The organism is Stenotrophomonas sp. GD03680 (assembly GCF_029844625.1).
Taxonomy (GTDB): Bacteria; Pseudomonadota; Gammaproteobacteria; order Xanthomonadales; family Xanthomonadaceae; genus Stenotrophomonas; species Stenotrophomonas maltophilia_P.
This window is the reverse complement of the sequence record NZ_JAOCKC010000002.1, coordinates 22,203-48,029: the sequence shown is the minus strand read 5'-3', so window position 1 is coordinate 48,029 and position 25,827 is coordinate 22,203. Positions and strand designations below refer to the sequence as shown.

At 67.7% G+C, this 25,827-nt stretch carries 20 protein-coding genes and 1 tRNA gene; 12 read left to right on the top strand and 9 right to left on the bottom strand.

The window, feature by feature from the left end; genetic code table 11:
* Positions 1 to 63: 63 nt before the first annotated feature.
* A tRNA-Arg gene (locus tag N5J29_RS02630) sits at positions 64 to 140 on the top strand.
* Positions 141 to 327: 187 nt separating this feature from the next.
* On the opposite strand, the gene N5J29_RS02625 is transcribed toward N5J29_RS02630, so the two are convergent.
* The 3 genes from N5J29_RS02625 to N5J29_RS02615 all read right to left on the bottom strand — a co-directional run bounded on the left by N5J29_RS02625 (position 328) and on the right by N5J29_RS02615 (position 8,197).
* Complete coding sequence (locus tag N5J29_RS02625; RefSeq protein ID WP_111187265.1) at positions 328 to 1,683, bottom strand: Gfo/Idh/MocA family oxidoreductase; 1,356 nt, start codon at positions 1,681 to 1,683, stop codon at positions 328 to 330.
* Positions 1,684 to 1,748: 65 nt separating this feature from the next.
* The gene (locus N5J29_RS02620; RefSeq protein ID WP_164150529.1) at positions 1,749 to 4,724 is read right to left on the bottom strand and encodes a TonB-dependent receptor; all 2,976 of its coding nucleotides are present in this window, start codon (positions 4,722 to 4,724) and stop codon (positions 1,749 to 1,751) included.
* Between the two features lie 119 nt (positions 4,725 to 4,843).
* Positions 4,844 to 8,197 (bottom strand): TIM-barrel domain-containing protein, encoded by a 3,354-nt coding sequence (locus tag N5J29_RS02615; RefSeq protein WP_164150528.1) that lies wholly within the window; start codon positions 8,195 to 8,197, stop codon positions 4,844 to 4,846.
* Positions 8,198 to 8,518: 321 nt separating this feature from the next.
* Here N5J29_RS02615 and N5J29_RS02610 point away from each other — a divergent pair, with 321 nt between their 5' ends.
* From N5J29_RS02610 to N5J29_RS02585, 6 genes are all read left to right on the top strand, one after another.
* On the top strand, positions 8,519 to 9,685 hold the full coding sequence (locus N5J29_RS02610; protein ID WP_164150527.1) for an SIS domain-containing protein: 1,167 nt from the start codon (positions 8,519 to 8,521) through the stop codon (positions 9,683 to 9,685).
* Positions 9,678 to 10,616: an ROK family protein gene (locus tag N5J29_RS02605; protein ID WP_164150525.1), complete on the top strand. Its 939-nt coding sequence runs from the start codon at positions 9,678 to 9,680 to the stop codon at positions 10,614 to 10,616. The genes N5J29_RS02610 and N5J29_RS02605 overlap by 8 nt, the downstream gene beginning before the upstream one ends.
* 17 nt (positions 10,617 to 10,633) lie before the next feature.
* The gene (locus tag N5J29_RS02600) at positions 10,634 to 11,968 is read left to right on the top strand and encodes a D-tagatose-bisphosphate aldolase, class II, non-catalytic subunit (protein ID WP_164150523.1); all 1,335 of its coding nucleotides are present in this window, start codon (positions 10,634 to 10,636) and stop codon (positions 11,966 to 11,968) included.
* Entirely contained in the window at positions 11,886 to 12,779 is an 894-nt protein-coding gene (locus N5J29_RS02595) for a DeoR family transcriptional regulator (protein ID WP_262917953.1), read from the top strand. Before N5J29_RS02600 ends, N5J29_RS02595 begins: the two co-directional genes overlap by 83 nt.
* The gene (locus tag N5J29_RS02590; RefSeq protein WP_164150521.1) at positions 12,776 to 13,891 is read left to right on the top strand and encodes an amidohydrolase family protein; all 1,116 of its coding nucleotides are present in this window, start codon (positions 12,776 to 12,778) and stop codon (positions 13,889 to 13,891) included. Before N5J29_RS02595 ends, N5J29_RS02590 begins: the two co-directional genes overlap by 4 nt.
* Before the next feature lie 102 nt (positions 13,892 to 13,993).
* Positions 13,994 to 15,772 (top strand): MFS transporter, encoded by a 1,779-nt coding sequence (locus N5J29_RS02585; protein WP_164150519.1) that lies wholly within the window; start codon positions 13,994 to 13,996, stop codon positions 15,770 to 15,772.
* A gap of 50 nt (positions 15,773 to 15,822) precedes the next feature.
* Here N5J29_RS02585 and N5J29_RS02580 read toward each other — a convergent pair whose 3' ends face one another.
* The 4 genes from N5J29_RS02580 to N5J29_RS02565 all read right to left on the bottom strand — a co-directional run bounded on the left by N5J29_RS02580 (position 15,823) and on the right by N5J29_RS02565 (position 19,119).
* Complete coding sequence (locus N5J29_RS02580) at positions 15,823 to 16,293, bottom strand: hypothetical protein (RefSeq protein ID WP_111187218.1); 471 nt, start codon at positions 16,291 to 16,293, stop codon at positions 15,823 to 15,825.
* The gene (locus N5J29_RS02575; RefSeq protein WP_053518003.1) at positions 16,290 to 16,841 is read right to left on the bottom strand and encodes an HdeD family acid-resistance protein; all 552 of its coding nucleotides are present in this window, start codon (positions 16,839 to 16,841) and stop codon (positions 16,290 to 16,292) included. The genes N5J29_RS02580 and N5J29_RS02575 overlap by 4 nt, the downstream gene beginning before the upstream one ends.
* Before the next feature lie 58 nt (positions 16,842 to 16,899).
* Positions 16,900 to 17,595, bottom strand: coding sequence for a ComF family protein (locus N5J29_RS02570; protein ID WP_111187217.1), 696 nt, complete (start codon positions 17,593 to 17,595; stop codon positions 16,900 to 16,902).
* A gap of 183 nt (positions 17,596 to 17,778) precedes the next feature.
* Entirely contained in the window at positions 17,779 to 19,119 is a 1,341-nt protein-coding gene (locus N5J29_RS02565) for a chloride channel protein (RefSeq protein WP_111187216.1), read from the bottom strand.
* Between the two features lie 201 nt (positions 19,120 to 19,320).
* Here N5J29_RS02565 and bioB point away from each other — a divergent pair, with 201 nt between their 5' ends.
* The 5 genes from bioB to bioC all read left to right on the top strand — a co-directional run bounded on the left by bioB (position 19,321) and on the right by bioC (position 24,158).
* A complete protein-coding gene (gene bioB / locus N5J29_RS02560) occupies positions 19,321 to 20,364 on the top strand; it encodes a biotin synthase BioB (protein ID WP_164150517.1) in 1,044 nt (347 codons plus the stop codon).
* A 67-nt stretch (positions 20,365 to 20,431) separates the two neighbouring features.
* A complete protein-coding gene (gene bioF, locus N5J29_RS02555; RefSeq protein ID WP_164150516.1) occupies positions 20,432 to 21,655 on the top strand; it encodes an 8-amino-7-oxononanoate synthase in 1,224 nt (407 codons plus the stop codon).
* A gap of 18 nt (positions 21,656 to 21,673) precedes the next feature.
* Positions 21,674 to 22,453 (top strand): pimeloyl-ACP methyl ester esterase BioH, encoded by a 780-nt coding sequence (gene bioH / locus N5J29_RS02550; protein ID WP_065174316.1) that lies wholly within the window; start codon positions 21,674 to 21,676, stop codon positions 22,451 to 22,453.
* 29 nt (positions 22,454 to 22,482) lie between these two features.
* Positions 22,483 to 23,262 (top strand): SDR family oxidoreductase, encoded by a 780-nt coding sequence (locus N5J29_RS02545; protein ID WP_053517992.1) that lies wholly within the window; start codon positions 22,483 to 22,485, stop codon positions 23,260 to 23,262.
* An 11-nt stretch (positions 23,263 to 23,273) separates the two neighbouring features.
* Positions 23,274 to 24,158, top strand: a complete 885-nt coding sequence (gene bioC / locus N5J29_RS02540; RefSeq protein ID WP_053517990.1) for a malonyl-ACP O-methyltransferase BioC — start codon at positions 23,274 to 23,276, stop codon at positions 24,156 to 24,158.
* Between the two features lie 63 nt (positions 24,159 to 24,221).
* Here bioC and N5J29_RS02535 read toward each other — a convergent pair whose 3' ends face one another.
* Together N5J29_RS02535 and N5J29_RS02530 are read right to left on the bottom strand one after the other, a co-directional pair.
* The gene (locus N5J29_RS02535; RefSeq protein ID WP_111187213.1) at positions 24,222 to 24,854 is read right to left on the bottom strand and encodes a YdcF family protein; all 633 of its coding nucleotides are present in this window, start codon (positions 24,852 to 24,854) and stop codon (positions 24,222 to 24,224) included.
* On the bottom strand, positions 24,851 to 25,813 hold the full coding sequence (locus tag N5J29_RS02530; RefSeq protein WP_164150514.1) for a pyridoxal-phosphate dependent enzyme: 963 nt from the start codon (positions 25,811 to 25,813) through the stop codon (positions 24,851 to 24,853). The genes N5J29_RS02535 and N5J29_RS02530 overlap by 4 nt, the downstream gene beginning before the upstream one ends.
* Positions 25,814 to 25,827 lie beyond the last annotated feature (14 nt).

Genomic DNA, 25,827 nt, shown 5'->3' with positions numbered 1-25,827 from the left:
TCCATGGAAAGTGGATAGAATAGCGGGACCGCACCAAAGTTTGGTGCGGTAGCAGCACCCAACGCGCCCGTAGCTCAGCCGGATAGAGTAGTGGCTTCCGAAGCCATTGGTCGGGGGTTCGAATCCCTCCGGGCGCGCCATCTTTCCCTGCTCAGGCCATCGATTGTTGGCCCACCGGCACGGCCCCGGAATCAGCAGGCCGCTGATCTTCCACGCTAAGAACTGGAAGCCGGCAGCCGCCGAGCGCAGGCCCAGCGCCACAGGGGCGAGCACACCCGTCCACACAGCAACGCCGGGCATGGCCCGGCGCTACCGTGGGTGTACGGATCAGTACGTGCCGTCGAAGGCGAAGATCGGCTTGCGCTGCTTCCACGCGCCAGCGGTGAAGTCAGGGAACTCCAGCGTCTGGAAGCCATTGGCAATGGACTGCTCGGACAGCGGGGTGATCGCGCTCCAGGTCACCGCATCGTAGATGTCGATCGGCATCGGCGCCTTGGCCTTCAGTGCCTCGACGAACGCATGGATGACGAACCAGTCCATGCCGCCGTGACCGGCGCTGGCCGCGGTGTCGGCATGCTGCTTCCACAACGGGTGCTCGTACTGATCCTGGTAGGTCTTGAACTCTTCCCACTGGTGCGGCGGGCTGCGGCCTTCAATGTGGATCGAGTGGTTGACGTCCATCCACAGACCCTTGGTGCCCTGCACGCGGAAGCCCATCGAGTACGGTCGAGGCAGCGAGGTGTCGTGCTGCAGCAGGATGGTCTCACCGTTCTCGCAGGCGAGCGTGGTGGTCACGATGTCACCCAGCTTGAACTTCACTTGGGTGCTGGGGTGGGTGGTGCCACCGCTCTTGGCCACGGTGTACTCGTGCAGGCCGCGTGCCTTGGTCGCGAAAGCGTTGATATGGGTAAAGCGGTTGCCGCGGTTGATGCCGGTGTACATCGCGCACGGGCCGATGCTGTGGCTGGGGTAGAGCTCGCCGTTGCGCTCCACCGAATGCTCGGTGCGCCAACGCGCCTCGCTCCAGCCCTTGGGACCGAATTCCACGCCACTGTCGTAGGGCTGGCTGGGATCACCGGAGTTGAACTTCACCCCGCGCAGGTCGTGCTGATAGCCGGCCTGCAGATGCACCAGCTCGCCGAACAGGCCCTGTCGCACCATCTGCAGGGCGGCCATCACATCGCGGCGGTAGCAGACGTTCTCCAGCAGCATGTACGGCGTGCCGGTCGTGAGCTGGGTCTTCAGCACATCCCAGTGGTCCTGCAGGGTGATGCCGGCCACCACCTCGCAGCCTACGGCCACGCCCGCCTGCATGGCGGCGATCGCCATCGGCGCGTGGTATTCCCACGGCGTAGCGATGATCACGCCATCGATGCCCTTCTGTTCCAGAAGGCGCTTCCAGGCGTTGCTGTCGCGATCCTGACCATAGGTTTTCGGCGCAGGCTTGCCGGCCTTGGTCACCATGTCCACGGCACGACCCAGCATGATCGGCTCGATGTCGCACAGTGCAATGACCTCGACATCGTCGCGGCGCACCAGCTCCTTCAACAGCACCTGGCCGCGCATGCCGGTACCGATCATGGCCAGGCGGAGGGTGCGCCCGCGTGCCCAGGCCGGGGTCTGTGGCAACAGGCTGCTGGCGGCGACGGCGGCACTGGCCGCGATGAACTCCCTGCGTTTCATGGCAAACATCTCTCCTCTTGGAAGCGCGCCGGCCGCAACCGGCGCGCTGGATCACTCGAACCTGCTTACTTGAATCGATAACCGATGGTCACACTGTAACCACGGCCGAAGATCGTCGCGTAGTCGCTGGAGTCACCCAGGAAGCTGTTCGGATCGTAGAACGGCAGCCGGTCGAACAGGTTCTTGACGGTGAAGCTCAGGTTCCAGGCGTCATCGGGGCGCCAGGTGACGCTCAGGTTGGCGGTCCACCAGGACGGCGCGCCGTCGCACTTGCTGGCCTGCAGCGCCAGGTAGCCGGCGGTGCAGGTCTCCTTGTTGTTATCCACCTCATCCACGCGGTCACGGGCCCACTTGGTACCGCCCACGTAGTTGACGAACATGCTGGTGGTCACCTGCTTGTAGGTCCAGTCGGCGTTGAGCGTGGCGCGCAGGCGCGGGTTGTTGTAGTAGCCCACCACGTCGCCGTAGTACCAGCCGCTTTCCTCATCCATGTAGTAGCGGTTTCGATTGGCGATGGTGGCGGCCAGGCCCACGTTCAGCCCGCCCCACTCGCCCAGCGAGAAGCGGCTGCGTGCGTCCACGTCGAAGCCGTCGACCAGGGTCTTGCCGCGGTTCTTGTACTGGCCGACCACGCTGGCCACGTTGCCCACGCTGTAGCCGGGCAGGACCGAGGGGCAGCTCACTCCGCTGGCCGGGTCGGCGCACATCGCCGCCAGCTGGGCCAGGTTTGCACGATCGGCATCAGTGATCGGCGAACGGGTGGAGGAGATGATGTCGGTATCACGGCTGAAATCCGGGGCGACGATCTCGTTGTTGCGGTAAATGAACCAGTAGTCGGCCGACACCGACAGCCAGCTGGCCGGCTCGTAGACGAAGCCCAAGGTGGCGATCTTGGCCTTCTCCGGCTTCAGGTCCTGGTTGGGCTGGGTCATGCGGGCCACGGTGCGGCTGCAATCGACGTTGGCCAGGCTCTTGCCCAGGTCCACGTCACCGGCGCGCTGCGACTGCCGCAACAGGTCGGCGATCGCGTTGGTCTCGGCGCAGCGCACCTCATCGCGGTAGCCACCGAGCTGGGCGAACACGCCACCGCTGCCGGACTCGGCCAGGCTCGGCGCACGGAAGCCGGTCGAATAGGTGCCGCGCAGCATCAGTTGATCGAATGCCTGGTACTTGAAGCCGATCTTCGGTGCGACGTTGGCGCTGAAGTTCGGGTATTTGTCCACGCGGACCGCAGCGTCCAGTTCCAGCTTGTCGGTGATCGGCGCCACCGTTTCGGCGAACAGTGCATAGGTGTTGCGCGCACCGTCGAACCACGAGCCGCCCTGCTGGGTGATCAGGCCGGCGGCTGCGTCGGCATTGCCCGGCGTGTAGAAGGTTTCGCGGCTGGCATTGAAGCCGAACGCGGCGCGCATCTCACCGGCCGGCAGCTGGAACAGCGGGCCTTCGATCTTGCCGTCCAGGGTGTGCAGGCGCGTCCAGGACTGGATGTCGAAGGTCGGGAACGCCTCGCGGATCAGCGCTGCGTTGGCTTCGCTGATCTCACCGAACGTGTATGCCGGATGGTCGGAAATGATCACCCGCCCGGTACCCGGATCCACCGAGTAGGGGCCGAAGGCCTTCTCGAAGCCCTTCAGGTTGACGTTGATGGTCTGGTAGGTGGTGGAGTGCGTGCCGGCGGTGGCGAAAGCAGTTTCCCAGTTCCAGTCACCCATGTTGCCACGTGCACCGGTCAGCACGCGGTAGCTCTTGTCGGTGTTGCGCTGGCCGAAGTAGTTGGCGCCGGCATCCTGCAGCAGGTACTGCAGGCCGACTACGCCGCCCATCATCGCCTTCAGTTCAGGGCTGGCGTGGTTGTACTCGTTGTTCGGCCCCAGGTAGGGATACAGGAACTGGTTGACCGTAGTGCCGGTATCGCGGGAGAACCAGCTGGTCGGGTTACCGGTGGTGGTGCCATAGCTGCGGGGTGTACCGCCATTGGCACGCAGATCGATGTCGGTGTAGGTCGCCTCGGCGAAGATTTCGGTCGAGTCGCCCACCAGGAAGGTGCCATTGAGGTAGGCGGTGTTGCGCTCGGACTTGGCGCCGGCGTCGATCTCGTTGTTCATCCAGGTCTCCCAGACACAACGCGGACCGGCGGCCTCGCCCTGCAGCACGTTCTTGCACCCCGGTGCAGCCTCCTGCACGCGGCGGCCGGTGACCGGATCGAAGGCGAAGTAACTGCCCGGGTTGAACTCACCCGGCTTGCTGCCCACGCCCAGGCGCAGGTTCGTCAGGTAATTGGGATTGTTGACGTAGTACTGCTCGGGACGCTTGTCGTAGAAATCACGCAACGGGATCGCGTCACGGCGGTACATGTTGACCGCACCGTAGATGTTGAAGCGGTTCTCGGCCAGGTCGCCGAAGCCGGCGGTGATGCTGGCCTGGCGCTCACCGTAGGAGTCGATGCGCGATGACGTATCGTTGGTGAAGTTGATCTCCGCGCCCTGGAAGTTGCGTTTGGTGATCACGTTGATCACACCGGCCACGGCGTCGGTGCCGTACACCGCCGAAGCACCGTCGGTAAGCACTTCCATGCGTTCGATGGCGGCAGCCGGGATCGCATCGATGTTGACGAACTGGGTCTGGAAGCCGGCGGGTGCGCCGTAGTACGACAGGCGACGACCGTTCAGCAGCACCAGCGTGCCCTGTGCGCCCAACCCACGCAGATTGGCCTGCGAGGCACCGTCGGAGCCGGTGAACAGGGAGCGCGAATCCTGCTGCGCCGGGCGGGCAGCCGGCAGGTTGTCGAGCACCTGCAGCAGCGTACGCGCACCCATGTTCTGGATGTCCTGCTTGCTGATGACCTGGACCGGCGAAGCGGTTTCCACATCGGTACGGCGGATGTTGGAGCCGGTGACCTCGATGCGGGCCAGGTCGGTGGCGTTGTCCTTGCTGTCCTGCGCAGCGGCAGGCAGGGCGACCGAGAGCAGCGCGCCGGCAATGGCCAGCGTCAGCGGAGCGATCGTGCGACAGGGGGGGCGGCGGTAGCGTGCGGGCAACATCGGGGTTCTCTCCTGGCAGGGGTGCGGCGCGAATGTGGATCAGCGGGCAAAACGCTCCCGGGCCACGGCCAGCAGGCCGCAGTCGGTATGGGCGGGGGAGGAGCGGTGTTACGAAGGGGTCATGGGGCGACGATGCTGGCGGAGTCGCCCTCCTGGCCGATCAGCACGGCGTTGGCCCAGTTGGCACAGACCTGGGCGGGTTGACTGCCCTGCGCACCCAGCGTGCGCAGGCTCAGGGTAGTAAGGCCACGGATGTCCAGCTCCGGCTTGACCACGCCGGGCGCCTTCACCAGGCCGCTGTCGTAGAGCAGGCGGTTGTCGCCCCAGACCTGGAACTGCAGGCCGCCTGCGCTGCGGCAGGCATCATCAATGCCCAGATCCGCACGCAGCAGGCGCCAGCCGCCCTGCAGACGCAGGTCGATGCGGCTGTTCGCGCCCACTCCCAGGCCACGGCGGAACTGCAGGCCGTTCATGCGCATGCCGGCCTCGCCACGGAACGCCTGGTCGGCGCGCACCTGGCTGGCCAGCGCGGCCGGCACCGGCAGCTCGGAGAGATAGCGCTGCCGGGCCGGTCGCTCCGGTTCCTGGTGCTCGAGGATGTGGAAGGTGGACAGCGCGATCGGGCCGACATCGCGTGGCTGCAACGCGTCGAACGCGCGGGCGCTGCCCTGTGCCGCAGTGACCATCGGGTCGGTGCTGCTGGCGCCGTCACCTTCGGGGTTCTGCACGCTCAGCACCCGGAAACGCAGCAGGCGACCGGCGTGTGCGGGGAAGTCGATGCGCTGCATCCCTTCCTTCAACTGCAGCCGGCCCCGGGCGATCGGCTCGCCCCATTCGCCATTGCTGTCGCCCAGGTACACCTCGTAGTCGCGGACCTGGCCATGCTTCCAGTTCTTGTCGTTGCGTGGCGCCAACTCGATGCCGTCGATCATCCGGCGCTCACCGAAGCCGACCACCCATTCGTGGGCGCCGGTGCGCACGGCCTGGTTGCGCACGCTGCGGAACCAGGTGGCCGGGTCATCGTCGAACGCGTTCTCCAGCGGATGGCCAGGCTCTTCCGCTGGGCGGTTGACCACCAGCAGGCTGTCGGCCGGCAGCTCGCGGCCGAGCACCGGCGCGGCCGGATAAGCATCGTCCGCAGCGGCGGCGGTCACGGCGAAGTCCAGCTGCACCTGCAGCGGCTGGCGGATATCCTGCGTGGCGGTACGCACATGGACGGTGCCGCCACGCTCACGGGCATCGAAATACCAGCCTTCGTCGGCACCGTTGAAGGCTGCCGCGTCGGCCAGCGCGGGCAGCACACGGGCGCCGGCCTGCACTGCGCGCGGGGCCTGCCGGCTCAACACGCGCAGGCCGTAGCGACGCTGCGCCAGCTGGCCCTGGTAGGTGCCCTGCACGGCCGCGATCTGCACCTGGACCGGGCCACTGCCCTGTGCCGGCGCCTGCACGCGGATCTGCTGCGTGCTCGATTCGCCCTGCTGGTAGCGGCGGGTGTTGCCGTCGTCTTCGTACAGCGTGTACTGCGAATCGCCCTGCGGATAGAGATCGAAGGTGACCTCGTCCAGCGGCTTCTCGCCATCGAACAGCATCGACGGATACATCGGCAGGATGGCCCCGGCGCGCACGAACACCGGCAGCGTGGCCAGGTCGACCTGGCGGTCGAGCTGGCGGCCCTCGGCGCCGGCCTGCACGCGGCGGCCATCCCAGTAGTCGATCCATCCACCGGCCGGCAGATGGATGTCGCGCCGCCAGCCGCGGCTGGCCGCCTGGCTGCGGTAGACCGGTGCGATCAGCAGATCGCGGCCCAGCAGGAACTGATACTTGTAGGTTTCGTCCTGCGCGTGCGGATCGCGCGGGTAATCCCACATCAACCCACGCACCGGCGGCGCGCCGGTCTGCGCGGCGTCGTGCACCAGCCCGTACATGTACGGCGTCAGCCGCATCTTCAGTTTCAGATAATCGCGGTTGATGCTGCGGTAGGGTTCGTCGTACCACCACGGGTGCTTGCGCGCGTTCGACGACCAGCCACTCATGCCCATCAGTACCGGAGTGAAGGCCTTCCACTGCAGGTCGCGGGTGTAGGTCTCGGCGCTGCCGCCGAAAATCGCATCGACATCGCCACTGGCATAGGCCATGCCGGACAATCCCGAGCCGACCAGGGTCGGCACGTGCCAGCGGATGTAATCCCAACTGCTGCTCTGGTCACCGGTCCAGGCAACCGCGTAGCGCTGGATGCCGGCCCAGCCCATCACCGTCCACAGGAAGGGACGCGAATCGGAATTGTCGACGATGCCATTGAACGCCTGGCGGTTGGCGTCCATCGCGAACTGATAGCCCTTGCCGGTCCAGGCCACATCCAGCTTCTGTACACGGCTGCCGGCCTTGCCGACTTCCCAGGCGATCTTGTCGACACCGTTCTCCGTCCACAGGCCGGTGCGGAATCCGTATCCGGCCAGACCCTTCACCGTCTCGGGCAACTGCTTGTAGCCGCAGCCATAGCCGTCGTTGGGCAGGATCCAGCCACCGGGCATGTCGTGTGCCCGGTACTGCTTGGCCACGCTGTCGACCACGTCAGGCGTGGTGCCGGTCGGGCCATCGCTCCAGCCCTCGGGCACGGTGCCCGGCTTCTTCGCGTTGTCGCCGTCGTTGTAGCAATCGGCATCGCCATAGGACAGCGCCCAGCGCGCGACCATGTTGGGGCGGCCGGTCAGCTGCGTGTAGCGCTCGATCAATGCCGGCAGATCGGCACCGACGAAGTAGTAGGCGTCGAAACGATCTTCGCGATGCAGCAGGGTGGACTGATCGGGCTGGCGCAGGTCGTAGCTGCCGTCGCTCCACGTATTGCGCAGCATGCCCCAGCCGCGGCTGCTCAGCAGCATCGGCGCCGGGCTCGGTCGATCACCCTCTTCCCAGCCGCCGGAGTAGGACACCTCAAGCTCGCGTCCCTTGAACTGGTAACGGCCGTTCTGCTGGCCGCCGCCGAAGAAACCTTCGTCGGGCTGCGACGAGAGTACCTGCACGCTCTGTGCAGCATCCAGGTCCAGCGGCTGCAGCTCCTGCCACAACGCAGTGGGCTGACCATTGTCCAGACGCTCCAACCGCAGGCGCAGCGGCTGGCGCTGTACGTGCAGCACCAGTGCGCCGGTGCGCAGACGGATCTCCTGCGCATCTTCTTCCAGCTGTGCCTGCACGTCGGCACTGGGCTGGGGCAGCACGATCGGCGCGGCCTTGTCGCCGGATCCGGTCAGTACCCCCTTGCGCCCCGCCTGCACACGGACAATGTCGGCAGCCGGCAGTTCGATGCGCACACGCGCGCCGGTGTCGGTCTGCAGGTCCCAGGCGGGCGTGCCCGCCTTGCTGGCGGTGACCGAGCGCAGGTTGCCGATGGGTTCGGCGTGGGCCGACATGGACGCCAGCAGCAGCACCGGCAACAGGGCCAGCATCAGCGGCGAGCGACGAATGCAGATTTCCACGCGGACTCCCAACCCGTTCACCGGGCGTTTCGAAAGCGGTTGGGCCGACTCTAGGGCAGGGATTCGAAAGATGTCAACAAATGGAAAGCAAAAAGTAAGATAAGTTCGACTGAAACGAAAGGTGATGCGGCGCAGTACTTTGTGTAATCGCTTGCCCCCCCTGTTAAGCTTGGTGCGATACGGCATTTTTCGATTCCTTTCGTTTTGGACGATTGCGGTCTACCACAAACTCCAAGCGCTCTTTATCTTTCTTTTTGCTTTCGGTATTTGACATTTCGAAAGAAAACACAGATCGTGCGATGGCCCAACTGGAACCTCCGAATGGACGTCACCCTGCTTTCCGATGTGTCCGCCTGGCAGCGCCGGGGCGGAGCCGATACCGCTACTGAAATCGCCCAGCAGCCAGCACTGTGGGACGCGCTTGCACAGGATCTGCTGCAGGCCCGCGAACGCCTGCAGGCCTTCCTGGGCGACCGCCTCGACAATCCCGATCAGCGCGTGTTGTTCACTGGCGCCGGTAGTTCCGGCTTCATCGCCGAGATGGTGGCCGATGCGATCAACGCGCAGTGGGCCGCTGACGTCCGTGTGGTGCATACCACCAGCCTGCTGACCCATCCGGCGCTGTATCTGCAACGCGACCGCCCCACCCTGCTGGTTTCGTTCGGCCGCAGTGGCTCCAGCCCGGAAAGCGTGGCAGCGGTGGACCGTGTGCGCAGCGACGTGGATGACGCACGCTTCCTCGACATCACCTGCAACGCTGATGGCGAACTGGCCCGGCGCGGTGCCGGCCGTGCCGATACCTGCACCCTGTTGATGCCGTCGGCCAGCTGCGACCGCGCCTTTGCGATGACCAGCAGCCTGACCTGCATGCTGCTGGCCGCGCTGACCGTGTTCGACCGCTCACCGTGGCAGACGCGGGGGGCGCGCCTGACGCAGCTCGCTGCGCTGGCCCGCGAAGGCCAGGCGCAGTGGGATGCACCGGTGGCCGCGCTGGCACAGCGCCCCTTCAACCGCGTCATCTACCTGGGCAGCGGTCCGCTGGAAGCGCTGGCGCGCGAGTGCGCGCTGAAGGTGCTGGAGCTGACCGCCGGCCGCGTGCTGGCGCTGGCCAACACGCCGCTCGGTTTCCGCCACGGCCCGAAATCCACGCTCGATGGCAGCACCCTGGTGATCGTGCTGCGCAGCGTGCAGCCGCTTGCACGCCGCTACGAACAGGATCTGCTGGACGAGCTGCGCCGCGACGGCGTGGCCGGCCAGGTGCTGGCCATCGGCCCGCATTCGGACATCGGTGCCGACGATGACTACACCCTCGCCGTGCCCGTCCTGGAGCCGGTTCTGGATGATCCCTGGCTGGCGCCGGTGTGGCTGGCCTTCGGCCAGCTGTTCGCACTGCAGCGCTCGGCCGCGCTGGGGCTGACCCCGGACAATCCATTCCCCGACGGCACGGTGAACCGCGTGGTCAAGGGTGTCACCATCCACCATGGCTGAGTTGATCGCCCATGCCTGCTACGGCATCGATGTCGGCGGCACCAAGATCGAGCTGGTGGCGTGCGATGCGGCGATGCAGGTCACCTGGCGCCGCCGGGTGGCCACTCCGCAGGGTGACTACGATGGCTTTCTGCGGTCGGTGGTGGCGCTGGTCGCCGACGCCGACGCCGCACTGGGCCGCAACGATGCGGCCATCGGCATCGCGCTGCCCGGCGTGCGTGACCGCCGCACGGGCCGCCAGCTGAGTGCCAACGTGCCGGCGCTGACCGGCCACAGTGTGGCGGCCGACCTGCAGGCACGCCTGCAGCGTCCGCTCCATTTCGGCAACGACCTGCAGTGCTTCGCCTTGTCCGAAGCCCATGGCGGCGCAGCCGACGGCTACCCCAGCATGTTCGGCGCGATCCTCGGCACCGGCGCCGGTGGCGGCTTCTGCCTGCAGGGCCGCCTGCTGTCCGGCTTCAACGGCCTGGCTGGGGAATGGGGCCACTGGAGCGTGCCGGGCCACCTGCTGCAGCGTCACGGCCTGCCGTTGATCGACTGCGCGTGCGGCCTGCAGGGCTGCGTGGAGCGCTATGTATCCGGCAGCGGCCTGGCGATGATCGAACGCCACCTGGGCGGCGCGGCCGTCGATGCCAGTGCGGTGATCGCACTGGCCGAAGGCGGCGATGCGCGTGCACGCAGCGCGCTGGACATCCACCGCGACCTGCTCGGCCACAGCCTCGCTGCGCTGGTGCTGGCCCTGGACCCGCATGTGATCGTGCTCGGCGGCGGCCTCTCGCAGTACACCCCGCTGTACCAGCAGCTGCCGGCGGCAATCGCTGCCCATCTGTTCAACGGCGTGCAGGTGCCGCCGATCGTGCCCCCGCGCTTCGGCGATGCCGGTGGCGCGCGCGGTGCCGCGCTGCTTGCCTGCCAACCCTCGTTTTCCTGATTGTCCGGAGCATGACCATGTCCCCGTTGCAGACCCTGCTTGCCTCCCACCGCGCCGGCCACAATGTGGGCCTGTACAGCGTCTGCTGCAGCAACGAACAGGTGCTGCGCGCGGCCATGCACGTGGCACTGGCACACGACACGGTGCTGCTGGTCGAAGCCACCTCCAACCAGGTCGACCAGTTCGGCGGCTACACCGGCATGACCCCGCCGCAGTACCGCGACTATGTCGGCACGCTTGCGGATGAGGAAGGCTTTCCGCGCACGCGGCTGATCCTGGGCGGCGACCACCTCGGTCCGAACGCCTGGCAGAAGCGCCCCGCCGCCGAAGCGATGGCCCACGCGCGCGTGCTGATCGAAGCCTACGTGGCCGCCGGCTTCCACAAGATCCATCTGGACTGCAGCATGTCCTGCGCCGACGATCCGGTGCCGCTGCCTGATGCCACCGTGGCCGCGCGTTCGTCGGAACTGGCGACGATCGCCGAGCGCACGGCTGCCCGGCTCGGCCTGCCGGCGCCGGTGTACGTGATCGGCACCGAAGTGCCCGTTCCCGGCGGCGAAGCCTCGCTGGCCGGTGGCCTGCAGGTGACCACGCCGGCAGCCGCCGCGCAGACCCTGGCCATCCACCAGCAGGCATTCGATACCCCCGAACTGCGCGATGCCTGGCAGCGCGTGATCGCGATGGTGGTGCAGCCGGGCGTTGACTTCGATCACAGCAGCGTGCACGAGTACGACCCGGTCGCCGCCAACGCGCTGGCCGACTTCCTCGAGCAGCAGCCGCGCATCGTGTTCGAGGCGCACTCCACCGACTACCAGCGCGAAAGCGGACTGCATGCGCTGGTCCGCGATCATTTCGCGATCCTCAAGGTCGGCCCCGCCGCCACCTTCGCCTATCGTGAGGCGCTGTTCGCGTTGGCAGCGATCGAACAGGAACTGCTGCCGGCCGCGCAGTGCTCGCGCCTGCCACAGGTGCTGGAGGAGGTGATGGTGGCGCAGCCGAAGTACTGGCAGCCCTACTACCAGGGTGACGAGGCGACACTGCGCCTGTTGCGCAGTTATTCCTTCAGTGACCGCTGCCGCTACTACTGGGGCGAGCCAGCACTGCTGCGCGCCGTGCAGACCCTGTTCTCCAACCTGGAGCAGCACACGCCACCGCTGGTGCTGCTGAGCCAGTACCTGCCGGAGCAGTACCGCGCCGTGCGTGACGGCCGCCTGGCCAACACGCCGACGGCCCTGGTGCAGCACCGCATCGGCCAGTGCCTGGGCGAGTATGCCCGCGCCTGCAGCGCCAACCAGGCAGGCAAACGCGGTCAGGACACACGATCCGCTGCCGGCATTGCTGCGAACGGCTAATCTCTACCCCTCACAGCAGACCCGAGACTCCGCCATGCGCAACACCCGATCCCGCCGGCAACAGATCCTGCAGCTGCTGATCGAGCACGGCTCGGTGCAGGTGGCCGATCTGGTCGAGCGCTTCGGCGTGTCCGCGGTGACGATCCGCGCCGACCTGACCCACTTCGAGTCGCAGGGCCTGGCCAACCGCACCCACGGTGGCGCCAATCTGGTGCGCACGCCTCCGCAGGAGCAGGACATCCATGAAAAGGATGCGCTGAATCTGCCCCTGAAGGAGTCCATCGGCGCCTGCGCGGCGAACCTGGTGCAGGCCGGTGACAACATCATCATCGACTCCGGTTCGACCACCATGACGCTGGCCCGCCATCTGCGTGGCCGCCGCGATGTGACGGTGATGACCAATGGCCTGAACATCGCGTGGGAACTGGCCAATGCTGCCGGCATCAATGTGCTGCTGACGGGCGGGCTGCTGCGTCAGCAGTCGTTGTCGCTGCAGGGCAGCCAGGCCGAAGCCAGCCTCAACTCCTACAGCTTCGACACCCTGTTCCTGGGCGTGGACGGATTGGACCTGCAGTTCGGCCTGACCACCCACGATGAGGCGGAAGCGCGCCTCAACCACCGCATGGTCGAGCGCGCGCGGCGCATCGTCGTGCTGACCGACGCCTCCAAGTTCGGCCGTGTCAGCCTGCATCGCATCGCCCGCCTGGATCAGATCCATACCGTCATCACCGACGCCGGCATCGACGACGCAACCCGCGAGGGCCTGCAGCGGCTGGGCATCGAAGTGATCATCGCCGAGCCGCCCGCATGACCGACACCCGTTCCCTGCATGGCCGCATCCTCACCCCGCTGGGGTGGCGACGTGGCCATGTCCACTTCGACTCGCATGTGCGCCAGCTGCAGGTGGACGACCACAGCGGCGGTGATGACCCGCAGCTGCAGGTGATCCTTCCCGGTTTCATCGATCTGCATGTGCACGGCGCTGCCGGTGTAGACCTGATGCAGGGCGGCGATGTGGCCCGCACCATCGCCCGCACCCACCTGCGCTTTGGTACCACCACCCTGCTGGCGACCACCATGACCGCCGGCCTGGACGAGATCGAGTACGCCCTGCAGGGCGTGGCCGCCACCATGGCAGCACCGGACGACGAGGCCGCATGCATCGCCGGCGTGCATCTGGAAGGGCCGTTCATCAGCCCTCAGCGCCTGGGCGCACAGCCCAACCGTACGATCGAGGCGACGCTGGCGCTGGTGCAGCAGCTGCATGCGCTGGCACCGATCCGGGTGATGACGCTGGCGCCCGAGATCGGCGAACACACGGCGCTGATTCCTGCGCTTTCGGCGATGGGCATCCGTGTGCAGCTCGGCCACAGCGCGGGTACTTACGAAGAAGGTGTAGCCGCTCTGCAGGTGGGTGCATCCGGCTTCACCCATCTGTTCAACGGCATGACCGGCGTCGATCACTACCGCCCGGGCATCGCGGCGGCGGCGCTCGCCCATGCACGTTACGCCGAGATCATTCCCGACCTGCAGCACATCCATCCCGGCGTGATCCGCCTGGCCGCGCGCGCGATTCCGCGCCTGTACGCGGTGACCGACGCTACGGCCGCCACCGGCATGCCGGATGGCGAGTACGCGCTGGGCGAACAGCGCGTGCACAAGTGTGGCGGTTGCGTGCGGCTGGCGACCGGTTCGCTGGCCGGCAGCGCGCTGACCATGGACCAGGCACTGCGCAACCTGGTGCGTGTCGGCCTGGATCTGGCCGACGCCTCGCATCGCGTTTCCACGTTCCCGGCCGACTACCTGGGCCTGGGCGATCGCGGTCGCATCGCGCCCGACGCCCGCGCCGATCTGGTGGTGCTGGACGCTGGACTGCGCCTGCAGCAGGTGGTGGTGGGTGGCCGGGTGGTCGAGCTGCACTGAGCGACGTCCCTGCCGTAGAGCCACGCATGGCGCGGCGCCACAGAACGCAATCTGCGAAGAACCGCCGCCGGGCAGGGCCCGGCGCTACCACAGGAACTGCCGATGACTGCAAGCACCGCTCCGCGCTGGCCCGTACGCTATCTGCTCTTCATCGGCGGCCTCGGCGGCCTGCTGTACGGCATCGATATCGGCATCATTGCCGGTGCCCTGCCCTATCTGGAAGCGACCGCCAGCCAGGCCTGGCAGCTCAGCAGCCAGCAGCTGGGATTCGTCGTTGCAGCCGTTCTGCTGGGCAGTGTGCTGTCCTCACTGTTTGCCGGCATGGTGGCCGACCTGATCGGACGCCGCGGCGCGATGCTGCTGGCTGGCGTTCTGTTCACCGCCTCCATTCCCATCATGGCGCTCGCTTCGGGCTACACGCCGCTGCTGCTGGGCCGACTGCTGCAGGGCATCAGCGGCGGCCTGATCGGAGTGGTGGTACCCCTGTACCTGGCCGAGGTGCTCAGTCCGGAGCGGCGTGGCCGGGGTGCAGCGATGTTCCAGCTGCTGCTGACCATCGGACTCGTGCTGGCGGCGCTGATCGGCCTGTACCACGCCCAGACCGTGGATGCCGCTGCCGAAACCGTGCGCTCGCTGCCGCTGGCACAGCAGGCGCAGGAACTGTTCGCCGTGAAGGACCATGCGTGGCGGACCATCTTCTGGAGCTGCCTGACGCCGGGCCTGGTGTTCTGTGCCGGCATTTTCTGGCTGTCGGAGTCGCCGCGCTGGCTGGTCCGCCGTGGTCGGGTGGACGACGCCCGTCGCAGCCTGCTGCGGGTGCTGCCGGCCGCCGAGGTCGAGCCCACGCTCGCGCGCATCCAGGCACCGGAATCCAGTGGCACGAACGGCAGGCGTGATCCGCTGCTCAGCCGCCGCTACGTGGTGCCGTTCGTGCTGGCCTGCGTGGTCCTGGCCTGCACCCAGGCCACCGGCATCAACTCGGTGCTCGCCTATGCGGTGAACATCCTCAACCAGGCGGGCCTGTCCGGTTCGGTGGCCAATGGCGCCGACGTGGCGATCAAGCTGCTCAATGCGGTGATGACCGTGGTCGCGCTGCTGCTGGTCGATCGCAAGGGCCGCAAGTTCCTGCTGATGCTCGGCAGCGGCGGTATCTGCGTGGCGCTGCTGGCCGCCGCCACCCTGTTTTTCCAGGCCGAACGCGGCCGCGCCGATGTGCAGCCGCAGCTGCAGGCCGCAGCCAGCGGCGATGGCCTGCATCTGGTACTGGACGAGGCGCAGTGGCAACGCCTCACTGACGGCATCGACAGCGAAGGCCGTCCGATGCAGTTGACCGTCTCCTATGCCTATGGCGACTTCACCAACGTGCGCGCACTGCGCAGTGACAACCTGATCGATCGCGAGCTGCGCATCGACCGTGCCGGCACCGTGCAGCCGGACAGCGTCATCGGCGCCTTCTTCCGCACCCTGCACCTGAATCCATTCGCAGACCCGGCCGGCGCCGCGCACGCACCACTGCGCATCGAGCAGGCGCGGATCGGACCGGTGCCAACGCCGGCCCACGGCTGGGCGGTGGCCGCCTGCATCCTCGTGTTCGTTGCCTTCTTCGCGGTGGGCCCTGGCGTCTGCGTATGGCTGGCACTGTCCGAGCTGATGCCCAACCGGATCCGCTCCAATGGCATGAGCATCGCGCTGCTGATCAACCAGTTCGTGTCCACCACCATCGCCGCGATCTTCCTGCCGACCGTGGGCCACTATGGCTACGCCAGCATGTTCCTGTTCTGGGCGGCATGCACATTCGTGTTCTTCCTGGTGGCTGCGTTCTGGCTGCCGGAAACCAAGGGCAGGTCGCTGGAGGAAATCGAGGCCCGGTTCGCCCGGTAGCGGTCGCCTTGGTCGACCTCCGCGCGCAGCGCGGGTTCATGGCGCGCCCGTCATTCGCCAGTGATGTGCTTCGCCAACGCCTGCGCCTCGGCCACGCTGGGCAGGCCACTCAACATCATCGATTCGCCGAACGGGCCAGCCACCGTCGCCACCGTCAGCACGCGGCCATCCACGCTGAGGGCCGCCCGCTGGCCCACGAGTGCGGCCGTGCCATCGTGGATGCGCTGGTGTGCCTCCTTGCGATAGCGGATCTGCAGGCCAGGCTGCTGGCTCTGGTCCAGCACGTAACGCACATCGGCAATGTCGGCACTGCCGGCGATCGGCGGCTCGCGCAGCGCGAGTGTTTCACCCTGCCACTGCACCGGTGTGCCATTGCCGGCAGCATCGACTGCGCTCAGACGCACATCCACGCCCGGACGCGGCGCATGATCCCTGCCAGCCTCCGCATCCGCTGTTGCGCCGGGCATGCAACCGGCCAGGCCCAGCACCGCGACCAGCAGAAACGAACCCGCCCGCCTCACTTCAGCTTCCTCAGCTTGAATGCCACCAGCACCTGCAGCAGCCCATACAGCAGGCTGCCGATGCCGATCCACAGCGTGGTCACGGCCACGCCCGCGTAGGGATTGGCCGCAAACAGCAGGCCCAGCACCACCGCCAGCACACCACTGAGTATCAGCAACCACTCGCCCTGGATCTGCCTGCGCACGCGGATTGCGTACACGATGCGATAGATGCCGGCCACCAGCAGCCACGCCGCCAGGAACAGCACCAGCACACTGGCGGTGGCGAGCGGATTGATCACCGCCAGAATGCCGAAACCGAGCGAGGCGATGGCATACAGCGCCAGCCAGCCACGCGAGGCACCGCTGCCACCGCTGATCAGCGCGAACAGGCTGATGACACCTTCGATGATGGCCATCACGCCCAGCGTCCAGGCCAGGGCCGTCGCCGCCGACAGCGGCCAGCCGATCGCGATGATGCCGAAGCCGAGTGCGACCAGGCCATACAGCAGCAGGATCCACCAGCTGCGACCGACCGCCGACAACAGGGGAGACAAGGGGGAATTCATGACCACTCCTTCGATCCGGAATCGGCTTCATCCTAGCCCCTGGCGATGAAGAGGGCGATCACGGAACCCGTGCGCAGACCCACACGCGCACCTCTGCGGCACCCACGCAGCGCAGTGTCTCAGCGATTTCCATCACGGTGCTGCCGGTGGTCATCACATCATCGACCACGGTCAGCCGCGGCGGCACCGGCGCATGTGCATCGAAGGCGTCGAACAGGTTGTCCCTGCGCTGTTCGGCCGTGCGTTCGGATTGTGGTGCCGTATGCCGACGACGGTACAGGCCCTGCCAGACCGGCATCGGCAGCAACCGGCATAGTTCGGCGGCCTGGTTGTAACCACGCAGGCGCAGGCGCCGATCATGCAATGGCACCGGCACCAGCGGCGCGCACGACCAGGGCGGCGGCGCGCGTTGCATCAGCTGCGCGAGCAGGCGTCCGGCCGCCAGGTCCTGATGGAACTTGTAGCGCACCAGCAGCTGATCCACCGGCGGCAGGTACAGCAGGCTCGCGTGCGTGGCCAGCTGCGGTGGTGCCTCCTCGCGGCAGCTGCCGCAGACGGTCAGGGCCGCATCCGGCAGCGGCAGCGCGCAGCGCAGGCAGGCGCGACCCGACCACGGCAGTCCGGCGTAGCAGGCCGCACAGAGATCCAGCTCGTCGTGACCCGGGTCGTTGCAGACCAGGCAGCGCAGCGGAATCAGCAGGCGCAGCAGCCGCTGCAACGGGGCCCCGGCGACAATGCGGTGGACGATGCGCATGCCGCAGGCTCGCGCATGGCAGGCAGCGACGCCATCGGCGGAAGGACCAGACATGGGTCGGTGAAATGCCCGTCATCGTGTGCCGACGGGCATGACCCACCATGCCCCCTACTGCATGGCCTGCCAGGGTGGCTGCCGGTCGCCTCTCCCTGGCAGCATCTGCCGGGCACGTACGCGGATCACCTACTTTCGACCGGGATCGACGGACGTGGCATCGGCCGATGGGCCAGGCACCATCAGCAGCTCGGCCAGGCCACGATAGATCGGCACCCGGCACACCAGACCGGATACCCCACGGGCAATCAGTACCGTGGCCAGAATCGGCAGCAGCAGGTCACCGCTGTCCGTCAGTTCCAGCGAGATCACGGCGGAGGTCAGCGGCGCCTGGGTGACGCCGGTCAGATACGCACACATGCCGAGCAGCACGAACGCGCGTGGATCCACGCCGGGCATCAGTACCGCCAGGTTGTGGCCCAACCCGGCACCGACCGCCAGCGCGGGCGAGAACAGGCCCCCGGGGATACCGGCCACATAGGAGGCCAGGTTGGCCAGCAGCTTCATCAGCCCGAACTCATGACCCACCAGCGCGTGACCCTGCACCAGACTGCGTGCCTGTTCGTAGCCGGTGCCGAACGCACCTTCACCAAACAGCATCGCCAGCGCCACCACCACCAGGCCGCAGCCGGCGGCCAACAGCACGGGATGGCGCTGGCGCAGTTGCCCCAGCCAGCGCGGACGGCCTGCCGCGCTCGCCAGTACGGCGCGCGCGAACAGTCCTCCCAGCAATCCCGCCACCACACCGCACAGCAGGATCGCCAGCCAGCCCTGGCCCAGCGGAAGCCGCGCCGAAACATGGCCGAAGTAGGTGTAGTTGCCCAGCAGACCCAGCGATACCACACCACCGACGATCACCGCCGTCAGCAGCGTGCCCGAGAACCGGTGCTCGAAGCGGCCGCTGAGTTCCTCGATTGCGAACACGATGCCTGCCAACGGGGTATTGAAGGCTGCCGCGATGCCTGCGGCGCCGCCCGCCAGCAGGAAGTGCGACAGCTCACGCGGGTCCTTGAAACCAAACCAACGACCGAACAGGTACATCAGGCTTGCACCCACGTGCACGGTCGGACCTTCGCGGCCGACCGAAGCACCGCCCAACAACGACAGTGACGTCAGCAGCAGCTTGCCGGCCGATACCGCCGGTGAAAGATTCGTCGCGCGGAACGAGGCATCCGGCTTGTCCAGCGCAGCGATGACCTGGGGAATGCCGCTGCCGCGGGTAGGCTTCAGTACACCGCTGGTCAGCCATGCCAGCAGCGCGAAGATGCCTGGCGTGAGCAGCAGCGCCCACCACGGCGAATGGGTGGTGATGCGCTGGAACAGATGGAACGCCGCGTCGCTGGCCTTGGCGAACAGAATGGCCACCAGCGCCACGGCCACGGCACCGCCCCAGAGTGCGGCGCGGCGGCGCCAGGCCTCGCTGAGGACCAGCGCGGCGATGCGTCCGCGAAGACGATGGAGATCGGTCATGGGACAGAGTCTGCGCGCAAGCGCTTCCGTTGGGCAGTAGTCACTGTGGCCGCAAGCCTTGCAGGAAGCGGTGAAACGCGGCCATCCGCGTCGGCCTGATCAACCGATGCACTGTAAACCACTAAAAACACTCACGGGTTGACAGCCTTTCCACCCCCCTCCACACTGCCGCCCTCGCTCCACTCGTACCCGGGTCCCGCCATGGCCACTGCCGTCCGCCACGACTGGCAACACGATGAACTGCAGGCGCTGTTCGAACTCCCCCTCCCCGACCTGTTGTTCCGCGCCGCTGCGGTCCATCGCGAGCACTTCGACCCCGCCCGGGTGCAGGTCTCCACGCTGCTGTCGGTGAAGACCGGCGGCTGCCCGGAGGACTGCGCGTACTGTCCGCAGGCCCAGCGCTACAGCACCGGTGTCAACGCACAGAAGCTGATGGACACCGAAGCGGTGCTGGCCAAGGCGCGCCAGGCCAAGGCTGCCGGTGCGTCGCGCTTCTGCATGGGCGCGGCCTGGCGGTCGCCGAAGGATCGCGACATCCCGAAAGTGACCGCGATGATCGCCGGGGTGAAGGCACTGGGCCTGGAGACCTGCGCCACGCTGGGCATGCTCAGTGGCGACCAGGCACGGGCACTGAAGGACGCCGGCCTGGACTACTACAACCATAACCTCGACACCGCGCCGGACTACTACGACTCGGTCATCCATACCCGCCAGTACCAGGACCGCCTGGACACGCTGGAACACGTGCGGGATGCAGGCCTGAAGACCTGCTGCGGCGGCATCGTCGGCATGGGCGAGACGCGGGCGCAGCGCGTGGGCCTGCTGCTGGCCCTGGCCACGCTGCCGGCCCATCCGGATTCGGTGCCGATCAACAGACTGGTGCAGGTGGCCGGTACGCCGCTGCACGGCAGTGCAGAACTGGACCCGTTCGAGTTCGTGCGCATGATCGCGGTGGCACGCATTGCCATGCCGCGTTCGATGGTGCGCCTGTCGGCCGGCCGCGAGGCGATGAGCGACGAACTGCAGGCGCTGTGCTTCCTGGCCGGCGCCAACTCCATCTTCTATGGCGACAGGCTGCTGACCACCGGCAACCCGGAAAGCGAGCGCGATCTGGCATTGTTCGCGCGGCTGGGCCTGCAGCCGATGGCGGTGCAGGTGGACGCCCAGGGCCACGACCACGGCGGTACCGCACATGCCGATATCGGCAGCGCTGCACCCGGCTGCGGCTGCGCTCACGCAGCCTGAGACGGGGCCCGAGCAGGCGTCGCGGCAACGCGCTACCCTAGCCGCCCCGTCGCCGCCTCCCGCCGCCATGGCCCGCCCCGACCTCACCGCCCGCATCCAGGACCAGCGCGCGCTGCGCGATGCCCAAGGTCGTCGCCGCCCACGGCGCACGGTCACCCGCCGCGATGGCGTCTGCCTGGAAGTGGAAGGCCGCTGGCTGACCGGCTTCTGCAGCAACGACTATCTGGGCCTGGCCCAGCAGTTCAGCGTGGTCAATGCATTGCAGGACGCGGCCGCCCGCGAAGGCGCCGGGGCCGGCGCATCGCACCTGGTCTGCGGCCACCACGCGATGCACGATGCTCTGGAACGCGAAATGGCCGAGTGGCTGGGCTACCCGCGCGCACTGCTGTTCGGCAGCGGTTTTTCCGCCAACCTGGCGGTGCAGCAGGCGCTGCTGAGCGAAGAGAACGACGTCTGCGTGCAGGACAAGCTCAATCACGCCAGTCTGCTCGATGCCACGCGGCTGGCGGGCGCACGCCTGCGCCGCTATCCGCACCTGGATGCGGAAGGGGCCATGCGCCAGCTCAGGCACGCAGCCGATGGCGCAGCGATGCTGGCCACCGATGGTGTCTTCAGCATGGACGGCGACGTCGCGCCGCTGCGCGCACTGTCACTGGTCGCGCGCCTGCAGCAGGCACTGTTCTATGTGGACGATGCACATGGCGTTGGCGTGGTCGGCGATGGCCGGGGCACGGTGGCGGCCGCCGGTCTGGGCGTGGACGACGTGCCGTTGCAACTGGTCACCCTGGGCAAGGCGCTGGGCAGCGCCGGCGCGGTGGTGCTGGGCCGCGAAGACCTGATCGAGCATCTGGCCGAAACCGCCCGCCCCTACATCTACACCACCGCGATGCCGCCGGCGCTGGCGGCGGCGGCACTGGAAGCAGTGCGCCTGGCACGCCGCGACAACTGGCGCCGCACCAAGCTGGTCGACCTGATCGCACTGTTCCGCGGCGAAGCGCGCCGCCACGGGCTGGACCTGATGGCATCGGAGACACCGATCCAGCCCCTGCTGTGCGGCGATGACCACACCGCACTGGCGCTGTCCAAGGCGCTGGAGCAGGCGGGATGGCTGGTCGGAGCGATTCGCCCGCCGACCGTTCCAGAGGGCAAGGCACGCCTGCGCGTCACCCTCTCTGCCCTGCACACGGCAGACCAGGTGCGGGGGCTGGTCGAGGCCATCGCCAGCGCGCGTGATCGCCTCTCGATCACGCCGCGCGAGGCCACGCCACCGCCGTTGCCGGCCCTGGCTTGAGGTTCGGCTGGTTTCCGCATGCATATCGAAGTCGCCGGCCAGGGGCCGGACCTGGTACTGATCCACGGCTGGGCCCTGCAGGGCGGTGTGTTCGCGCCGCTGGTCCAGCGCCTGGCGCAGCAGTTCACCCTGCACCTGGTCGATCTTCCCGGACACGGCCACAGCCGCGGGGACACCACGCCGTTGCGCCTGCCCTTCGTGGTCAACGCGATCGCCGCCGCCACGCCACCGGCGGTGTGGTGCGGGTGGTCGCTGGGCGGGCTGTTCGCACTGCATGCCGCGGCGACCCTGCCGAAAGTGCGGGGACTGGCGATGATCGCTGCCACGCCCCGCTTCGTGCGCGGCGACGACTGGCCGCATGCGGTGGAGCCGGCCGTGTTCGAGCAGTTCGGCCGTGAGCTGGCCGGCGATTTCGGTGGCACGCTGGAACGATTCCTGGCCCTGGATGTAATGGGTTCGGCGCACGCCCGCGAGGAACTGCGCACCCTGCGCCAGCGCCTGGTGGAACGCGGTGCACCGACCGCACGCGCCCTGCGGGAGGGTCTGCAGCTGCTGGAAAGCACCGACCTGCGCGGCGCCCTGCCGGCACTGGGCAAGCCCAGCCTGTGGATCGCCGGTCAACGCGACAGGCTGGTGCCACCGGCCGCCATACAGGCTGCAGCGGCGCTCGCGCCCGGCGGACAGGCGCTGACCATCGCTCACGGCGGCCACGCCCCCTTCCTCGGCCACGCCGACGAAGTGGCCGCCGTCCTGCAACGCTTCGTTGCCGGCCTGACACCGGCGGATGACGGACAATGACGTTCCTTCGAACTGCGCAGGGCTGACGCATGGATCTGGGTATCAAGGGCCGCTGGGCCCTGGTCTGCGGTGCAAGCAAGGGGCTGGGCCTGGGATGCGCGCGCGCACTGGTGCGCGAAGGCGTGAACGTGGTGATCGTTGCGCGCGGCGAAGCAGCGCTGCAGGCCGCCGCCGAGCATCTGCGCGCACTGCCCGGCGCCGGCGAGGTGCACGCGGTCGCTGCCGACGTCAGCACAGAAGCCGGACGTGCCGCTGCGTTGGCCGCCTGCCCGCAGGTGGACATCCTGGTCAACAACGCGGGCGGGCCGCCGCCGGGCGATTTCCGCAGCTTCGAGCGTGACGACTGGATCGCTGCACTGGACGCCAACATGCTGGCCCCGATCGCGCTGATCCGCGCCACCGTGGACGCGATGATCGAGCGCGGCTTCGGCCGCATCGTCAACATCACCTCGTCGGCGGTGAAGGCGCCGATCGATACCCTGGCGTTGTCCAACGGCGCGCGCAGTGGCTTGACCGGCTTCGTCGCCGGTCTGTCGCGGCGCACGGTCGCCCACAACGTCACCCTCAACAATCTGCTGCCTGGCCAGTTCGACACTGATCGCCTGCGCGCCAACTTCGCCCACAGCGCGGGCAAGGATGGCGATGCCGGAGAGATCGCCGAGCGCCGCCGCCAGCAGATCCCCGCCGGCCGCTTCGGCACCGCCGACGAGTTCGGCGCGTCCTGCGCTTTCCTGTGCAGCGCACAGGCCGGCTACATCACCGGGCAGAACCTGCTGATCGATGGCGGCGCCTACCCCGGTACGTTCTGAGAGATTCTGCAATGCCGTCCCACTTCGATCCCCGCCATGTGCGCCGTGCGTTCTCCCGCGCCGCCAGCAGCTACGACGCCGCCGCTGCCCTGCAGCGCGAAGTGCAGTCACGGCTGGTGGAATCGCTGGACTACCTGGAGGCACGCAGGCCCGAGGTGGTGCTGGACATCGGTGCCGGTACCGGCCATGCCAGCGCACTGATGAAAAAGCGCTGGCCGAAGGCACAGGTGATCGCGCTGGATATCGCCCTGCCGATGCTCGATCAGGCCAGGCGCCAGGCCGGCTGGTGGAAGCCCTTCCAGCGCCTGTGCGCCGATGCGGCGGCGTTGCCGCTGGCCGACAACAGTGTGGATGTGATCTTCAGCAATCTCTGCCTGCAATGGGTGGACGATCTGCCTGCAGTGTTCGCCGGCTTCCGCCGCGTGCTCAAGCCCGGCGGCCTGCTGTTGTGCTCGACTTTCGGGCCGGAAACCCTGATCGAGCTCAACGAAGCGTTCGCTGCTGCCGATGATCGCCCGCACGTCAGCCGTTTCGCGCAGATCGCACAGTTCGGCGACGCGCTGATGATGGCCGGCTTCCGCGACCCCGTGCTGGACCGCGACCTGTTCACCCTGACCTACGAGGATCTGCCCGCCTTGATGCGCGAACTGCGGGCGATGGGCGCGACCAATGCGCGGGTGGACCGTCGGCATACGCTGACCGGCCGCGGGCGCTTCGCCGCTGCGGCGGCCGCCTACGAGCCGATGCGCCGTGCCGATGGCACGCTGCCCAGCAGTTGGGAAGTGATCTATGCCCATGCCTGGGCACCGGACCCGGGCGCGCCGATCCGCGAAGGCGGCCACGACGTGGCCTCGGTACCGGTGTCGGCCATTCCGATCCGCCGCAAGCAGACCTGATCGATCGATCACGGGTGATGCGCCGACCAAGGTCGGCACCCACCCAAGGCAGGCGGCAGCCGCTCAGGTATTGGCCGGCGAACTCAGCGGTGGCCGCACCAGATCGCGATGGAAGAAATAGATTTCCTGCAGCAGGAAACGCCAGCTGGTGTGGAAGCTGCGGAAGCGGGTGCTCGGCGTCGATGACGCCAGCGCATCGATGCCCAGCGCCCGGCTCAGGCGCAGCGCGCGTGCCATGTGCAGCGGATCGCTGACGATGATCACCCGGTGCAGGTTGCGCTGGTCCATCAGCCGCTTGGCCTCGATCAGATTCTGCACGGTGTTGCGCGAGGCGGTTTCAATCAGGATCGCGTCGTCCGGAACGCCGTGCTTGAGCGCATAGCGCCGCGCCACCTGCGATTCGGAGAAGCGGGCACCGCTGCCGCCATATCCTCCGGTGAAGATCAGCAGCGGTGCATACCGGGCCTCGTACAGGTCCAGGCCATGACGGATGCGCTCCTCGAAGACCGGCGACGGCTTGGCGTCATAGGCGGCCGCACCGAGCACGATGATCGCATCGGCCTGGGCGGCCTGATCGCGCTCTCCCACCCAGACGATCCATGCGGTCACGCCCAGCAGCCAGATCACCAGCAGCACGAACAGCCGCCACGCCCAACCGAACAGGCCGGTACGCTCGCGGTGCCGGCCGCGGCTCAAGGCATGCCCCAGCGCAGGGCGGGAAGATCGACGTTGCCACCGGACAGCACCAGGCCCACCCGCTGCCCGGCAAACCGTTCCGGCTGGGACAGCACCGCCGCCAGCACCGTCGCCGAAGACGGTTCAACCGCCTGCTTGAGTACCTCCCACAGCAGGCGCATCGCCGCCAGGGTGGCGGCGTCGTCGACCACGATGACCTCCGCCCCGGCAGCACGCAGCAGCGCGAAGTTGGGCGCACCGATCAGGGTGCGCAGGCCATCGCAGACGGTATCGGGGGTGAACGCGCCCTGCCGCTCGCCAGCGGCCAGCGAGCGGGCGGTATCGTCGGCACCAGCCGGTTCGGCCAGCACCAGCCGGGTCTGCGGGCCGGCCAGCTGCAGCGCCAGCGCAGTACCGCTGGCCAGGCCACCACCGCCCACTGGCACCACCAGCACGTCGAACGGCCCGTCGCTGTGCAGCAGTTCCAGCGCCGCGGTGCCCTGCCCTGCCATCACCGCCGGATCGGCATACGGGTGCACCAGGGTTGCACCGGTGTCGGCCTGCACCCTGGCGCAGGTGGCCTCACGCTCGGCAATGGTCGGCGCGCAACGCCAGAGCGTGGCTCCATGGCGCGCGATGTTGGCCAGCTTGGCGGCGACAGCGCCCTCGGGCACCACCACATGGCAGGGAATGCCCCGCGTCCGTGCCGCCAGCGCCAGGGCCGCGCCATGATTTCCCGATGAATGGGTGACCACACCTCGTGCGGCGCGCTCGTCCGACAGCGACCAGACGGCGTTGCAGGCGCCCCGGAACTTGAACGCGCCGCCCCGCTGCAGGTGCTCGGCCTTGAAGGCCAGGCGTGCGCCGGCAAGCGTGTCGAGGGTGCGCGAGCGCAGCACCGGCGTCACACTTGCGTGCGGCGCGATCCTCGCGGCGGCAGCCAGGACATCTTCGGCACGGGGCAACAGTGAATCGCTCATGACGCAAGATTAAC

What these genes read in the sequence shown, in the direction of transcription:
- N5J29_RS02625 (WP_111187265.1), bottom strand. Translation starts at nt 1,683, where the DNA reads ATGAAACGCAGGGAGTTCATCGCGGCCAGTGCCGCCGTCGCCGCCAGC.
- N5J29_RS02620 (WP_164150529.1), bottom strand. Translation starts at nt 4,724, where the DNA reads ATGTTGCCCGCACGCTACCGCCGCCCCCCCTGTCGCACGATCGCTCCG.
- N5J29_RS02610 (WP_164150527.1), top strand. Translation starts at nt 8,519, where the DNA reads ATGGACGTCACCCTGCTTTCCGATGTGTCCGCCTGGCAGCGCCGGGGC.
- N5J29_RS02605 (WP_164150525.1), top strand. Translation starts at nt 9,678, where the DNA reads ATGGCTGAGTTGATCGCCCATGCCTGCTACGGCATCGATGTCGGCGGC.
- N5J29_RS02600 (WP_164150523.1), top strand. Translation starts at nt 10,634, where the DNA reads ATGTCCCCGTTGCAGACCCTGCTTGCCTCCCACCGCGCCGGCCACAAT.
- N5J29_RS02595 (WP_262917953.1), top strand. Translation starts at nt 11,886, where the DNA reads ATGCCCGCGCCTGCAGCGCCAACCAGGCAGGCAAACGCGGTCAGGACA.
- N5J29_RS02590 (WP_164150521.1), top strand. Translation starts at nt 12,776, where the DNA reads ATGACCGACACCCGTTCCCTGCATGGCCGCATCCTCACCCCGCTGGGG.
- N5J29_RS02585 (WP_164150519.1), top strand. Translation starts at nt 13,994, where the DNA reads ATGACTGCAAGCACCGCTCCGCGCTGGCCCGTACGCTATCTGCTCTTC.
- N5J29_RS02575 (WP_053518003.1), bottom strand. Translation starts at nt 16,841, where the DNA reads ATGAATTCCCCCTTGTCTCCCCTGTTGTCGGCGGTCGGTCGCAGCTGG.
- N5J29_RS02570 (WP_111187217.1), bottom strand. Translation starts at nt 17,595, where the DNA reads ATGCGCATCGTCCACCGCATTGTCGCCGGGGCCCCGTTGCAGCGGCTG.
- N5J29_RS02565 (WP_111187216.1), bottom strand. Translation starts at nt 19,119, where the DNA reads ATGACCGATCTCCATCGTCTTCGCGGACGCATCGCCGCGCTGGTCCTC.
- bioB (WP_164150517.1), top strand. Translation starts at nt 19,321, where the DNA reads ATGGCCACTGCCGTCCGCCACGACTGGCAACACGATGAACTGCAGGCG.
- bioF (WP_164150516.1), top strand. Translation starts at nt 20,432, where the DNA reads ATGGCCCGCCCCGACCTCACCGCCCGCATCCAGGACCAGCGCGCGCTG.
- bioH (WP_065174316.1), top strand. Translation starts at nt 21,674, where the DNA reads ATGCATATCGAAGTCGCCGGCCAGGGGCCGGACCTGGTACTGATCCAC.
- N5J29_RS02545 (WP_053517992.1), top strand. Translation starts at nt 22,483, where the DNA reads ATGGATCTGGGTATCAAGGGCCGCTGGGCCCTGGTCTGCGGTGCAAGC.
- bioC (WP_053517990.1), top strand. Translation starts at nt 23,274, where the DNA reads ATGCCGTCCCACTTCGATCCCCGCCATGTGCGCCGTGCGTTCTCCCGC.
- N5J29_RS02530 (WP_164150514.1), bottom strand. Translation starts at nt 25,813, where the DNA reads ATGAGCGATTCACTGTTGCCCCGTGCCGAAGATGTCCTGGCTGCCGCC.